The organism is Candidatus Accumulibacter sp. ACC012, assembly GCF_907163155.1.
GTDB lineage: Bacteria > Pseudomonadota > Gammaproteobacteria > Burkholderiales > Rhodocyclaceae > Accumulibacter > Accumulibacter delftensis.
Map to the genome: position 1 here is coordinate 352,570 of NZ_CAJQUC010000002.1, position 13,966 is coordinate 366,535.

Annotated in this window: 9 protein-coding genes; 3 read left to right on the forward strand and 6 right to left on the reverse strand. The window is 62.7% G+C overall.

Annotated elements, in window-relative coordinates:
• Positions 1-12 precede the first annotated feature (12 nt).
• The 5 genes from QZ648_RS02125 to QZ648_RS02145 are packed head-to-tail and all read right to left on the reverse strand — an operon-like array spanning position 13 to position 5,925.
• Positions 13-1,158, reverse strand: a complete 1,146-nt coding sequence (locus tag QZ648_RS02125) for a radical SAM protein (RefSeq protein WP_291995961.1) — start codon at positions 1,156-1,158, stop codon at positions 13-15.
• On the reverse strand, positions 1,155-2,543 hold the full coding sequence (locus tag QZ648_RS02130) for a radical SAM protein (protein ID WP_291995962.1): 1,389 nt from the start codon (positions 2,541-2,543) through the stop codon (positions 1,155-1,157). Before QZ648_RS02130 ends, QZ648_RS02125 begins: the two co-directional genes overlap by 4 nt.
• Entirely contained in the window at positions 2,540-3,613 is a 1,074-nt protein-coding gene (locus tag QZ648_RS02135; RefSeq protein ID WP_291995963.1) for a radical SAM protein, read from the reverse strand. The genes QZ648_RS02130 and QZ648_RS02135 overlap by 4 nt, the downstream gene beginning before the upstream one ends.
• A complete protein-coding gene (locus QZ648_RS02140) occupies positions 3,603-4,595 on the reverse strand; it encodes a radical SAM protein (RefSeq protein WP_291995964.1) in 993 nt (330 codons plus the stop codon). The genes QZ648_RS02135 and QZ648_RS02140 overlap by 11 nt, the downstream gene beginning before the upstream one ends.
• 19 nt (positions 4,596-4,614) lie before the next feature.
• Complete coding sequence (locus QZ648_RS02145) at positions 4,615-5,925, reverse strand: radical SAM protein (RefSeq protein WP_291995965.1); 1,311 nt, start codon at positions 5,923-5,925, stop codon at positions 4,615-4,617.
• 551 nt (positions 5,926-6,476) lie between these two features.
• On the opposite strand from QZ648_RS02145, the gene QZ648_RS02150 reads away from it, so the two are divergent.
• Together QZ648_RS02150 and QZ648_RS02155 are read left to right on the forward strand one after the other, a co-directional pair.
• The gene (locus tag QZ648_RS02150; protein ID WP_291995966.1) at positions 6,477-11,273 is read left to right on the forward strand and encodes a TIR domain-containing protein; all 4,797 of its coding nucleotides are present in this window, start codon (positions 6,477-6,479) and stop codon (positions 11,271-11,273) included.
• A gap of 81 nt (positions 11,274-11,354) precedes the next feature.
• Positions 11,355-12,593 carry an MFS transporter gene (locus QZ648_RS02155; RefSeq protein ID WP_291995967.1) on the forward strand — a complete coding sequence of 413 codons (1,239 nt, stop codon included), beginning with the start codon at positions 11,355-11,357 and terminating at the stop codon, positions 12,591-12,593.
• Between the two features lie 142 nt (positions 12,594-12,735).
• Here QZ648_RS02155 and QZ648_RS02160 read toward each other — a convergent pair whose 3' ends face one another.
• Entirely contained in the window at positions 12,736-13,518 is a 783-nt protein-coding gene (locus QZ648_RS02160) for an SGNH/GDSL hydrolase family protein (protein ID WP_291995968.1), read from the reverse strand.
• 175 nt (positions 13,519-13,693) lie between these two features.
• Here QZ648_RS02160 and QZ648_RS02165 point away from each other — a divergent pair, with 175 nt between their 5' ends.
• Positions 13,694-13,846 (forward strand): hypothetical protein, encoded by a 153-nt coding sequence (locus QZ648_RS02165; RefSeq protein ID WP_169066710.1) that lies wholly within the window; start codon positions 13,694-13,696, stop codon positions 13,844-13,846.
• Positions 13,847-13,966 lie beyond the last annotated feature (120 nt).

Sequence of the window (13,966 nt, forward strand, 5' to 3'; positions counted from 1 at the left end):
AAGAAATGTTGGCTAAATAAATTGACTATGCGGTCTTTCCTGGTCCCGCAGGACCTCGATGATTTCGTTACAGCGTGCCAGCGGGTGGGTGCAGTGGCGGAGGCATTCGGTGCGGTGCATGCGTGCGAGTAGCTCGCGTCGCTGCCGGCCGTTCCATAACTCGGAGAATCCCACGCCATTGGCGTAATCCAGGCGCCCCATGGCCCAGGCGGGCAGGGCGCGTAGATTGCAGCAGCCGTACAGAGTGCCGTCGGCGGTAACGACTGCCAGCAAGGGGGAGGCCAGGCAACGGCCGGTACGGTGTTCGATTGGGATGCCGGCCATTTCCCGAATGTCGCCGCGACCGTTGGCGGCCAGCTTTCCAGGGCGCTCGCTGTCCTGCTCTGCGTCGCCGACCCAGTTGCCGATCAACACTTCCAGCGGACCACTGTAAGCGCAGGCGAGTTGGCTCAATCGGGCACGTACCTGTCTGGCCTGGCTCACGGTCATGGTCGGCTCGCGCCCCACTTCCTCGAAAAAGGGTGGTCGCAGCAGCACATAGTCGACCCGCAGGCTTTCGCCGAGTGCTATGGCTTCTCTGGCCAGCGCCACGCCGTCCGTGTCCACCGCGAAACTCAGGCCGATGATTGGTTGGCGGCGTTCTTTGCGCGCAGCAACGAGGTCGGCGACTCCTCGCACGATGTCATCGAAATCATTGCTGCGGTGAACTCGCTGGTGACTCTCCGGCGTCGGGCCGTCGATACTCACCCGAATGTAGGCGGTGTGCCCGGCCAGCGTTTCGGCACAGTCCCGTAAGCGCGAACCGTTGCTTACCACGCCTACGGACAGGCCCAGGGTAGCTGTGCGCTCGACCATCGCCGGGAATTCGGGATGCAGAGACGGCTCACCGCCGCCCTTGAAAACGATGCCCTCGACGCACCGGCCAGCGACTTCGAAGCGAGCCAACTCGACAAGCAAACGCTCGAAGGTCGTCCAGGGCATGCGCTCGTTTTTGTGAACGGGATCGACGCACCAGCCGCAGGCATGGTTGCAGTAAGCCACGGGATCGATCTCGACGGTAACCGGCGCCACGTCCTTGCCGCTTGCCAGGTCGCGCAATCGGTCGACGTGGTGCAGGATCTTCAGTGGATTAAGTTCGCGGTCGTGCAGGGTGCTCATCGCCTAGCCACCGTTCCCTTGGCAGTCAGCAGGTCAGCGAAGCAGTAGGGATCGCAGATGCGGGCAATGTCTTCGCCGTGGCGGGCTGAGCCTTCGGCGTGTGCGAGTTCGTGCCAGGCCATAATCGGACAGGACCCGGAGCAGCGCACTTGGTAATGGCCGCAGCTCAGGCACTTCTGGTGTTTGTAGCGCTCCAGATCCCTGAACACGGCCCAGCGCCGGCTGTCGCGCCAGATGTCACCGAGGCTTTCCTGGCGCAGGTTGCCGGCGACGAAAACCTGCCAACCCTCCTGGTCGGGCGAGTCGGGAAACGATGCCGGGCTATAGGAACAGCCGTAAACGTCTCCGAGTGGGCCGACCACGCAGGCTTCCACGCCGGCCGCACAGGTGGTCTTCTTCTCCACGATCAAGTCGTGCGAGGTGCGCGCGTCGGGATCAAGCAGGTCGATGGTGGTCGAGAACTCGACGCATGGGTAGAGTCCGCGCAAGCGATTGACCTCGCGGATAAAGGTGTAAAAGTCCTCCTGGTTGAACATCTCGTGCACCATTTCGCGCAGCGATCGACCGTAGGGACGCAGGGGAATCAGGTTCAGGCTGTCGACGCCATGTTCAGCCGCTACCCGGGCCACCGCCTCGAGGGCGCTCAGGTTATGGCGCGCGACCACCATATTGAGCCGGGTCCGCAGCGAATGGCCGGCGAGCATGCGCAGGCCGCGCAGGACGCTGTCGTAGCTGCCGCGTCCCCGTACCCGGTCGTTCGTTTCGCGGTCACCGTCCAGCGAGACGATGACCCAGTGAATGCCTGAGCCGGGTAGCCATTCGAGCGTCTCCTCGGACCAGACGCCGTTGCTGCCCATCGATATATAGAAACCGCGGGCGTATGCGTCGGCGATCACCTCGGCGAACCACGGCAAAGTGGTGCACTCGCCCCCGGTGTAGCGCATCTCGAAGACGCCCAGCTCCCATGCTTGGCGGTTGACCTCCAGCGCCCCTTCGCGTCCGAGCTCGTTAGCGAGCGCCAGCCGGGAGGCGTTGAAGCACGAGCGGCAGGCCAGGTTGCATTGGCGCGTCATCTCGAAATAAATGCGCTTGGGTGCAGCGGTGGCATCCTCGGGAAGTTGGTCCGCGGCAATCTTGCTCGCCACCCAGCGCGTCGCATCCCAGGCTGCACGCTGGTGAAGACCGTGCTCCTCGATCAAGGGAAGCAGTTCAGAGTCCTCTTCCTGTGCGACTGCCCTGAGTGATTCGGCGAGCAGATAGCCGTCGCCCGCGGAGAGCGCTTCCAGATAGCGATAGCTGGCCGGGCCGACGCTCAGTACGCGACCCTGGTCGCGGATCAGCCAGAGTCCGCCGCTTCGTTCTTGCCTGATGACGTGCCGGATCATGAATCGTTCTCCACAAGGTGGGCGAAGCAGGTGGGGTCAAGAGCATCGAGGGCTCCGCGCCGGAAATGCCCGATCGCCGGGCATCCACCGGCGCAACGATTCCGGTAGTGCGCGCATGACTGACATTCGGGTGCTTTGCTATGAACCCGGAAGGGCTCGAATACGGGCGAGCTGCGCCATATTTCGCCTAGCGACTCGCGGTGCAGGTTGCCAGCACTGAATCTGCGATCCGGAGTGACGAAGAAGGCGCAGGGATAGACGTCGCCGCTGGCCGAAATATTGACCATGACCCGACCTGCGCCACAGGCAGTTCCGGCGTGGGTAACTGCGAACGACTCCTGGCACGCGTCGAGAATGTCGAAGTCGGTCAATATCCGGATCGTCGGATACTTCATACGCAGTGCGGAGACCGCTTTGACCACGCCGAAGTAGTCCTGCGGTCGCGGCAAGATATCCTGGAGTTCGGCCAGGGCTCGACCCACCGGCCGCAGGGGCGAGAACTTGAGGTCGACGCCCAGGTCGGCGGCGAGCTCCGCTAGTCCCGCGACATCGTGAAGGTTGTGGCGTCCGATGTGGCAGGAGAGGGCGACCGACCTGCCGGCGACGCTTAGGCGACGACAGGTACTCACCGAACGCTGGAATGTGCCCCTACCACGAATTTGTTCATGCGCAGGTTCCAGGCCGTCAAGGCTGACCAGAAAACGCGCGATGGAGGATTCCAGAAGTGTAGCCAGAATCGAGTCGGCCAGGACGCCGTGAGTATTCAGGGTGACGGCGATTGCCTGGCGCGCGCAGGCTTCGAGGATTTGCTTAAGCTGCGAATGAAGGGTCGGTTCACCGCCCGAGAGGCGTACCTGCTTGACCCCCCACGAGTGCATCTCGGCCAGTGTTCGCTCGATCAGCGCAAATTCTAGCTCGTCGCTCTGTTCGGGTCCCGATTCGTTACAGCAGTGGCGGCATTGAAGTTGGCAGCGAGTGGTGAGCTCGATACCTACCGCCGACGGCCAGGGCGCGAAGCGCGGTGGTGAGAGAGGATTGAGCAGCCGGGTGCTGCCAAACTCAATTGTCATGATCACGTCTCAGCTGGAGGCCCTGCTCCAGCAGGTGCTCGTAGCTGTTGCTGCCCCAGGCGCTCCCGACCCAGTCGCGGCAGGTCCGACAGCAGCTCAGTGAGTAGCACCCCTCGACGTGATCCTCCCGTATGCGGTCGTTGTGGGCCGATTGCCAGACCGCGGCGATGCTGCTTTCAGCAAGACTTAGGTCGCCCAGGACATCTTCGTCGGGCTCGGACCAGCTGTTGAAGCAGGCGAGGACTTTGCCTCCCGGGCCAACCGTGCAGCGCGTCCAAAGCTGGGCGCAAGGGTGGCGTTGCTCGGGTTGAGCGGCGCACGGGCCCTGAATGCGGTTGCCCCAGCTATGGTAGGGGCGGTAGATCACCTGGTCGGCATGCTGCTTCCAGAAAGCGCGGTGGTCCTCTTTCTCCACCTGAAACTCCGGCTGATCGACTGCCGAAACCACCAGCCGTGTTGGCGCGCCGCTGGCATCGCGCAGACGTCGAAAAGCGATGATGTTGTCGACGACCTGCTGGTGCTTGCCGTTACGCATCAGGCGCTCATAAGTGTGCGTGTGCCCATGGACAGAGCACTCGAGAACGTCAAGGCCGGCGGCAAGGATAGCTTGCGACATTTTCTCATCGAGCCTCACCGCGTCGGTGAAAGCCTGCACCAGGCGCACCCCCGCCCGCTTCGCGTAGCTCACCATGGCAACGAAATCGGGATGCAGCAGCGGCTCACCGCGTGCGTGCAGTCGCAGCCAGGCATGCGGATAGCGGGCGACCTCGTCAGCGACCTTCTGAAACAGCTCCAAGCGCATCAACTGATGCTGCCGTGGCCCAAGTTCCGCGACGCTTTTAGCGTCAGCGTCACCAAAGCGCACGCGACCGACCGGGCAGGAGACGCAGCGGCTGTCACAAACTCCGTGCACCAGAGTGACCTGAGTGCACACCGGGAACGCCTCGTATTCGGCGTTTGGAAACAGTGATTTGGCATCCATGTTTGTCGTCCTCGTGCCTTTACCGAAAATTTTGCGATGCACCGGCCCAGGTGCGGCCATCGGCAATTAGCTCGTCAATTACCCGGTCGCGCCAGAGGCGGACCCGGTGGTGGTCGAAGGTGGTGGTACTGATGGTGAAGCCGGCTCGCCGTTCGCGGCCGATCTGCAGGTATCCGGAGTAGTCACGATCTATGGACACGATCCCGTACTTTTCTGGGTGGTCGTGAATCGGGGTACCCGGGTAGGCGATCAGCGGATAGACCATGAACTCCTCCCAGGGGCAGTCCTTTACCAGCGCCAGCGTTTCCTCGATGCTGTGCTCTGTCTCACCAGGGAACCCCACGATCAGGTAAATGCGTGCCGTCAGGCCGACGGCGGCCGCGTTGGCCAACGCACGGCGTATCTGAACAGGCGTCTGGCATTTGTTCATCGCGTGCCGACCAAGGATCATCGGGCTACCGGACTCGACCCCGAAGCTCACGTGCTGGCAGCCGCTGTCAACCAGCAGCTGGGCGACGTCGCGGGAGAAGCCGGTGACTCGGGCGAAGCAGCGGTAAAAGACTTCCTCGGTGCGCAGCAGCGGCGACAGCTCTTTGAGGCGCCGCTTGCTGGAAGTGAACAGATCATCCTGGAATCGGAAATGCCGCACGCCATACTGTGCTTTCAAGTGGCGAATCTCGGCGACGACATTCTCGGCCGATCGATAGCGAATTCCGTGCCCAGCCCCCATGATGTTCGAATTACAGAAAGAGCAGGGGAAGGGACAGCCACGGCTACTGACGATCGACAGGCTGCGCTGACCGGACACCGTACGGCGGTAGCTGGTGATGTCCACCAACTCGTAAGCGGGGTACGGCACGCTATCCAGGGGATCGGGTGTCTGCCCGGCGAGGATGCGCGGCGGCGTCGAAGCAGCCGCCAGGTCTTGCAGGACTCGGGCCAGCGCGAGTTCGCCTTCCCCCGTGACAACTACGTCGAAGCCGTCACCTGAAACCTGCTCTGGAAGGGCCGTGGCATGGGGGCCTCCGGCCATCAGCAAGGTACCGGGATTGCAACGCTTCACCGTCATCGCCAGGGCTACGGTCAATTCGTAACTGACGCTGTAGGTAGAAAACCCGTAGAGGTCGAAACCACGCGGCAGGTCGCGTTCCGGATCGGGATTCGCAGATCCCGCCAGGTCCACCAATTGAACCTCGTGTCCCAGATCGCGTGCGATGGCTGCCAGATAAAGTAGCCCGAGTGGCGGCTCCAGGCGATCGTCTTCCAGCGCAGGGCAGGGCGTGTGCACCAGGCACAGCCTGACCGGGCGGCAGGAGTGATTGTTTGCCATTCTGCCCGCCTCTGCGAGTCGTCAGGTTATGAATGCCATGACTACAGTGGCGTCGCCGGATGGCGGTCTGGCAGTGCGGGCGGGAGGTCGACGCTGATCCTGCTGGCTTTTGGGATCGTGTTGGCTTCGCTGGTATTGGCGGCGGCGGGGCGGTTCAAGTGACATAGCAATTGGGGCCTCCAGGAAATCCATTTGAAATGACCGCTGCTGGGGAGCGCTTGCTTTTCTGCTTGTTATCTTTCTGGCGATATCAAGGAACTAATCCTTTGTCCATTTCGTAAGTAGTGTTTCGCTTGCCCAATATTAGCGCGTATTGAAAAAAATGCTAGAGATCTCCAGTGCTCTACGCTGAATCGGCCGCTTCACTGCTTCTCCGGACGTGGACAGAGCACTGACGCAGGGTGATTTTCACGCGGTCGAAGTTCGAAGAAATCCGGTACGCTTTTGAAAGGGATTTAACGGAGCATTGCGTAGCAATACCGTAGAAAGCAGCTTGAACTCTGGGTTTTAGCCGCATAGAATCACTTCGTAGCGATTACGTAGGAAATCCCATGGCTGCCAACATACTCTCTCCCACCGCCGTCCGGCGGGCTACCGGTAAGCTGTGTGATGACCTGAGTCGAACCGATCGCACGCGGCTCGATTCGCTGCTCGCTCTGCTCGCCGACGATGGACGGATTTCACTCGCCGATGCGCTTCAGGCCTTGTTCCCGAATCAGCTAAGGGAAGGCGCGCTGACCGCTTTCCGTCAGTTCAGGAGCCGACTTCGGGAGGCTGCTGCGGAACTCGGCTTGAGGCTCTCGCTGGAAACGGACCGCCAGACCCGGGCTGCGCCGGCGGAGCGCTGGTGCTGGTTCGAGGGCGACGACGGCGCGCTTGAGGCGGCGACTCGCTTGGCTGTCGAGGAGACCGGGAACGTCCAGCGAAGTGGTCAATCGGCCATCGAGCTTCTGGAGACCCGTGACGGCAAACCAGTTGTCCGCTATTTCGTTTCCTACGCGCACAAGGACAAGGTTCAATCGGACAAGCTGCTAGAGCACTTGCAGAACCAGCTCGAGGTCTCCAAGGACTACAACTTCGAAGCCTGGACCGATCGCGATATTCTCCCCGGGGAGGGGTGGCACGAGGAGATCCAGGGCGCTATTGCACGATGTCAGTTCGGACTGCTGCTGGTTTCTGCCGGCTTCCTCGGCAGCAAGTACATCACTGCAAACGAGCTTGCGGCGTTTGTTGCCCGCGAACCGGGCGCCGCTGACCCGGGAAAGCGAGCCATCCCGGTGGCGTTGAAGCGAGTTCTGGTTGATGGCTCAATGGACCTCAAAGGTCTCGAGCAGCGCCAGATCTTCCACGACAAGGCTGGGCGGGCTTTTGCCGAGCGGAGCACAGGCAAGACCCAGGAGGACTTCGCCCGGGAGCTCTTCCAGAAAATTCTCGCTGTGGTGGCCGTTCGCTTTGCCACGCCGCCGGTTACGACCGCACAGCGATCGGCCTCACCTCGCGAGCGCGCGGAGCGTGCTCAGCGGCGCTACATCGACGAGATCTTCGATTGGCACTGTCACGTGCCCACACAGGGATTCTCCAGCGCATTGCACAAACTCGAACGTGAGCCGGAGACGCCTGCAGCCGAAGTGGAACGTGCCGATGCGCTCGCCTTTCTCGACGATTGGGTCGGTAATCCGCAGGCGCAGCCGTATTGCGCGCTGCTTGGCGAACTGGGCATGGGCAAGACGACCACCTGCATGGCTTTTGCCCGTTCACTGCTCGATCGACGCAAGGACGACCCGGCCACGCCGCTGCCGATCTACCTGGACCTGCGCCACCTCGGCGACCGCGCCCGGGCCGAGCCGGGCCTCAAGGAGATCCTCGAAAGCGTGCTCGTCAAGAGCTGGCGGGGTGGCCACGGCGAGCCCGACCTGACGGCTGACGAAGCAATCCGGCTGGTACAGAGCGAAGGCGCGGTGGCCATCTTCGATGGCCTCGACGAGGTGCTGGTGCATTTGTCGCCTGCCGGCGGGCAGCGCTTCGTCCGCGAGATTTTCCGGCTGTTGCCGCCTGTCGCGCCGGTAGGGAGGGGCCAAGCCAGTGCTAGGCCGGCGGCCAAGTTGGGGCGACGCGGACGCCTGCTGATGGCCTGCAGAACACACTTTTTCCGGACGCTGCGCGAGCAGAAGAATTTCTTCACCGCCGAAGACCGGGACGGCGTCCGAGCCGAGGACTACAGGGCTTTCGTCCTGCTGCCTTTCAGCGAAGAACAGATCCGCGAGTATCTCGCTCATACCCTGCCAGATCAGGATCCCGAGCGGGTGCTGGAGCTGATTCGGGCGGTACACAACCTTTCCGAGATGGCCGAGCGGCCGTACACCTTGAGCCTGATCACTCGCCATATCCCTGAAATCGAGCGCTGGAAGCTTGAAGGTCGAAGTGTCACCGGCGTAATGCTCTATCGTCACATGGTGCTGTCGTGGCTGGAGCGTGATGATGGCAAGCACCAGATCTTGCCGGATCACAAGCGTCGCCTGATGGAACATCTCGCGGCGGAACTGTGGCGCTGTGGGCAGCGGGTGTGGTCAGTGGGCGATCTGGAACAGTGGCTGCTTGACTTCCTGGCGCGTCGTCCCGCCATCGCCGCGCACTACGACGGCAAGGATAGAGAGCTGCTCAAGGAAGATTTGCGCACGGCGACTTTCCTGGTGCGCGAGGGGGAAGACAATTTTCGCTTCGCTCACACGTCGCTGCAGGAGTTCTTCCTGGCAGGCTATTTGTTCGAAGCGCTGCGGCAGGGTTCGCCGGAGTTGTGGGCCTTGCCGATACCTAGCCCGGAAACGCTCGATTTTCTCGGGCAGTTGCTTGCCGAGGATGGGTCGCTGCGCGACAAGACTCTGGAAACGCTGCGCGAACTGCGCGACACACGGCGGCCGCAGGCCAGTGAGTTGGCCTTCTCGTATGCACTGCTCGCTCTTCGCAAGGGCTATCCAGCGCCCTCGACCGCTGGCTTTCGCCTTGAAGGCGCTGACTTGCGGAATTGGGAGATCTGGGGGCGGGAAAGCGAGCCACGGGTTAACCTGCGTGGCGCTTGCTTGCGCGAGGCGCGCTTGTCTGGCGCGGCCTTCGCCCATCTCGATCTGGAAGGCGCTGATCTAGGTGCGGCAGACCTGTCGCACACCCAGTGGCTGTCGATTCGGGCTCCCCGATTGCGGCTCGTCGGGGCGCAACTGAAGGGTGCCCTTTTCCGACAATGCAATTTCACGCAGGCCGATTTTTCTGGTGGCGGCTTTTACCGGACGAAGTTCCTTTTCTGTCACTTTCGCGCCGCAACAGGATTGGCGGCCGAAGCTCCTGCCGCCTTCCTTGTTGCCTGTGAGGAGGTCGAGGGATGTGTAGTGCCGGCTGGAGTCGATCGCGTATTGACACCTCTAAATGGCCACCAGGAGGCCGTGACTGCCTGTGCCTGGTCGCCAGACGGGCGTCAACTGGCCTCAGGGTCACGAGACCGGACCTTGCGGCTATGGGACGCGGAAAGCGGTGACGAGCTGGCTGTGCTGCTCGGCCATGAAAAAGCCGTTTTCAATTGTGCGTGGTCGCCCGATGGGCGTCGCCTCGCTTCTGCCTCATGGGATCAGACACTGCGGCTGTGGGACGTGGCGAGTGGCAAATTGTTGTTCGTGCTGCGAGGTCATGAAGAAGCCGTCACAGCTTGCGCGTGGTCGGCCGATGGTCGTCTCGCGTCGTCCTCCTGGGATCATACCTTGCGGATTTGGGATGCGGACAGTGGAGAAATGTTGCAGGTTCTACGTGGCCATGAAGGGGAAGTGACGGCTTGCCAATGGTCGCACGGGAGTCGCCTGGCGTCTGCCTCGCGCGACCAGACATTGCGGGTATGGGATGTGGTGAGTGGTAAGTCGCTTCTGGTGCTACGAGGGCATGAAGGGGAGGTGACGGCTTGCGCGTGGTCGCCCGACGGGAGTCGCTTGGCATCCGCGTCGTCGGACCACACGCTGCGGCTGTGGGAAGTGACCAGCGGCGAGTCGCTACTGGTGTTGCGCGGCCAGGAAAAGGTGGTGTCGGCTTGCGCGTGGTCGCCCGATGGCCGCCGCGTGGCGTCAGGCACGTGGGGCGGGGACCTTTCCCTGTGGGACGCGAGTAGTGGCGAATCGCTGCTGGTGTTTTCGGGCCATCAAGGTGGCGTGCTGGCCTGTGCATGGTCGCCCGACGGCCATCGGCTGGCGTCCGCGTCCGGGGCACTGCGGATATGGGATGCGGATAGCGGCGAGTTGCTGCTGATGCGGGGAAGCCGTAGTCAGGGCGTGATGGCCTGTGCGTGGTCGCCCGATGGCCGCCGCGTGGCGTCAGGGGCGGAGGGGGGCTGGGACCTTTCCCTATGGGACGCGAGTAGTGGCAAATCGCTGCTGGTGCTTGGCCATGAAAATGGCGTGCTGGCCTGTGCATGGTCGCCCGATGGGCGCTACCTCGCGTCAACATCATGGGATGGCATGCTGCGGGTCTGGGATGCGGTGTGCGGAGACTTGCTGCGGCTGCTGAACAGAGACGATGAAGAGGTGATGGGGTTTGGGTGGTCTCCAGACGCTCGCCGCCTAGCGTGCGTCTCGCCGCGCGGGGTGCTCTGGCTATGGGACGTCGAGAGTGCCGAGACGCTGGTCGTACCTGGTGATCATGAGCAGAAAGTGTCGGCCTGCGCATGGTCGCCCGACGGTCGGCGCCTGGTAACTGCCGCGTGGGATGGGGGGCTGTGGTTATGGGATATGGAGAGTGGCGAATCGCTAAAGGTATTGAAAGGCCACGAGGAGCAGGTGTCCACCTGCGCTTGCTCGCCCGACGGGCGGCGCCTGGTCTCCGCCGCCTGCGATGGGACGCTGCGGCTATGGGACCTGGAGAGTGGCGAGTCGCTGTGGGTGCGTAGCAACCATCAGGAGGAGGAGGTCTACCCTTCTTGCTGTGCGTGGTCTCCCGACGGCCTTCGTCTGGTGACTACTTCGGACCACGGAACGTTGCGGGTATGGGACGCGCAGAGCGGCGAATCGCTACTGGTGTTGCGCGGCCACGACGAGGTAGTGTCGTCTTGTGCGTGGTCCCCGGATGGGCAGCGCCTCGTGTCTGCCTCGTGGGACGGGACGCTTCGGCTCTGGGACGCGGCGACCGGCGCGCCTCTGGGCCGACAGATTCGCTTCTTCGAGGGCGGCGCCTGGGCGTCACTCGATCTGGAACGTAATCGCATCATCGAAGTCCATGGCGACGCGTGGCGCTGGCTTGGCTGGCGGGTGCGTGATTCAGAGACCGGCCGGTGGGAAGTCTGGCCGGCGGAGACGTTTGGCGCGCTGCCGAGCAAGTAGGTGTTGCTTGGCTTTCTGCACCAATTGCACCATCCGCGCCAGAAGCAGCTAGACTCGCCGCACGCATTCCGGAGCATTCCCATGACCACCGCTGTCGACGCTGTCGCCTCCCTGCCTGAAAAAAACCACGATCTGGAAGTGATTTCCTTGATCGGTTTCGTGCATGGCGTATCACACTTCTTCCATTTGCTGCTGCCGCCGCTGTTTCCCTGGCTGATGCACGATTTTGGTTTGAGCTTTACCGGCATTGGGGCGACGATGACGATTTTCTTTGTCGTCTCGGCGATTGGGCAAGCGCTGGCCGGTTTCCTCGTCGATCGCTTTGGTGCGGCCAGGGTGCTTGGTGGCGGCATTACGTGTTTTCTGCTTGCGGCGCTGCTCCTGTCAGTGGTCGACGATTACCTTGGCTTGACTCTGGTTGCCGCGCTGGCCGGGCTGGGCAACAGTGTTTTCCACCCCGCCGACTTCACGGTGCTCAACCGGCACGTCTCGCAGCACCGGCTCGGGCACGCTTTCTCGATCCACGGTTTGTCGGGCAATCTGGGCTGGGCGCTGGCGCCGGTGTTCATGACCGGGATTGCTGCGACTGCCGGCTGGCGGGTTGCCGCGCTGGCCGCCGCGGGGGTCGCAGCGCTGGCTTTGCTGCTCGTCGCCTGGCGGCGGCGGACACTGGCTGACCCGCCGGGCTCACTGGTCGGCGGCGCAGCGGGTGGGCAGGCGATTTCGGCGTTCGGTTTTCTGCGCTCGCCGGCGGTCTGGATGTGCTTTTTGTTCTTTCTGCTGATCACCACCGCCTTTGGCGGCATTCAGAATTTCGTGACGCCGATCCTGCAAAACCTGCACGGTCTGTCCCTGGCGGCCGGGGCGACGGCGCTGTCGGCGTATCTGGTCGGTGGCGCTGGCGGCATTCTGACCGGCGGCTTCCTGGCCCAGAAAGGCGAACAGGAACGCTTGATTGCTGCGGCGCTCGGCGCCGGGGCATTGCTCACTATCGCGCTGGCGCTGCTGCCGCTGCCGCAGTGGAGCGTGTTGCCGCTGATGGTCGGTATTGGCTACTGCACGGGAATCGCCGGCCCATCGCGTGACCTGCTGGTACGCCGGGCGGCCACTTCGCGCTTCGGGCAGGCGGCCTACGGCCGCGTTTACGGCTTTGTCTACTCGGGGCTCGATACCGGCCTGGCCTTGGCGCCGCTGGTCTTCGGCGGGCTCATGGACGGCGGGCGTTTCGCCGCGGTGCTGATCGGCATTGCCGCATTGTGGGGGCTGTCGATCCTGACCGCGCTGCGCGTCGGTGGCGTTACCCGGCAGGCGGCCGCCTGAGGGTTTTGTCGGCGGCCGGGTTGATGATCAAGCCGACCGCCGTGCCAGCCGGCCAGCCACGACGGTGGTCAAGCCGGGGCGGTCACGCCGACGTCGTCAAAATGCGGCAACAGGCGGGTCGGCAGGCGGGGCAGCTCTCCGCTCAGGCGATTCCTGTCCGTTCCAGCGCCGGCCGCCAGCATTTTGCGAGGCGATTGAAGCCGCGTACGGTCGGATGCAACTCGTTGGCCCAATCGTCTTCGGGCTTCAGGGTATGACGCCCGTCCACGAGTTGCAGTGTTGGCGCTTTCGCCTGCGCTTCTTCAAGGCACAGCCAGAACTCGTCGATCAGCAGCTTGACCACCTCCGGCTGCAGGGCGCGGTCTACGTTGGCTTCATCCATCGGATACTGCAACCATTGCCCGAGACCGAGGAAGCCTTTGCCGTTTGGCGGCGGATAGTCGTAGCTGTGCACGAAGACCGGCGTGCCGGGAATTTTCTCCTCGACCAGCGTGACGACGCTGAGCAGGGCGTCGATGACGCTGCTGAAGAGCTGCTTCGGCTGGCCGCTACGCAAGCAGGCGAAGGCTGAAGTAGCGTTGGAACAGTCTTCCAGGAGCAGCTTCCCGAGATCGTCACGGCCGGCGAAATCGTTGCCTCCGCCAGACAGAAAAACCGCTTTAATGGTCCGGCCATAGCCTTTCTTGCGGTCGAGGTCGCGTTCGATCTGCTCGCGAATCGGGCCTGACTCGTATTCGACGGCTTCGGCACCGCTATGGCCACGGACCAGGATGATGTGGCGCTTCTTGCGGTTCAGGCGCTTGTGCAGCTGGTTGAGAAGATTATTCTTCGGGTACCAGAACCACGAATCGCCAATCGCGAGGACGGTCGGAAACAGGCCATCCCTGGTCAATATCGATTCGTCCCAAACGGGCTTGTTGATCATTTCACATCCTCCAGTTGTTTGTTTTAAGTTGTCTCGCTTGCCTTGCGGATGCGGCAGTGGTTGGCCAGCAGATAATCGCATAACGCATGTACAGTCTGCAACGGCCGCTGCGGGTCCTTGCTGCCTGAGGGCTTCCCAGTACGCTTGCTCGCCGATGCGCGCAGCGAGGTAGTCGATGAGCTTCCGCACCCGCTGCGGTACCTGGCACCTGTACTCGGCGGTGGCCGCCGACAAGTGCGCACGCTTGAGCACGGATTTTGCTGCTCTCGTCGACCATCCGCCGCGTCCGCTGGCCTGCCTGGCGCAGGAACTCTTCGCTACGCATTGAAGTCGGAGACGCGAGGCGACAAGACGGGATCACAGGACAAGGCGCGTTTTCAGTTTTCGACCCTCAACTGTCGACCCCTGGCGCGGCAAGAGCTGCCAACAAACCGGAAAGAAGGTGACG

Bases quoted from the DNA above. Each gene is read 5' to 3' on its own strand.
- QZ648_RS02125 (WP_291995961.1), bottom strand. From the start codon at position 1,158: ATGAGCACCCTGCACGACCGCGAACTTAATCCACTGAAGATCCTGCAC.
- QZ648_RS02130 (WP_291995962.1), bottom strand. From the start codon at position 2,543: ATGATCCGGCACGTCATCAGGCAAGAACGAAGCGGCGGACTCTGGCTG.
- QZ648_RS02135 (WP_291995963.1), bottom strand. From the start codon at position 3,613: ATGACAATTGAGTTTGGCAGCACCCGGCTGCTCAATCCTCTCTCACCA.
- QZ648_RS02140 (WP_291995964.1), bottom strand. From the start codon at position 4,595: ATGGATGCCAAATCACTGTTTCCAAACGCCGAATACGAGGCGTTCCCG.
- QZ648_RS02145 (WP_291995965.1), bottom strand. From the start codon at position 5,925: ATGGCAAACAATCACTCCTGCCGCCCGGTCAGGCTGTGCCTGGTGCAC.
- QZ648_RS02150 (WP_291995966.1), top strand. From the start codon at position 6,477: ATGGCTGCCAACATACTCTCTCCCACCGCCGTCCGGCGGGCTACCGGT.
- QZ648_RS02155 (WP_291995967.1), top strand. From the start codon at position 11,355: ATGACCACCGCTGTCGACGCTGTCGCCTCCCTGCCTGAAAAAAACCAC.
- QZ648_RS02160 (WP_291995968.1), bottom strand. From the start codon at position 13,518: ATGATCAACAAGCCCGTTTGGGACGAATCGATATTGACCAGGGATGGC.
- QZ648_RS02165 (WP_169066710.1), top strand. From the start codon at position 13,694: ATGAGCTTCCGCACCCGCTGCGGTACCTGGCACCTGTACTCGGCGGTG.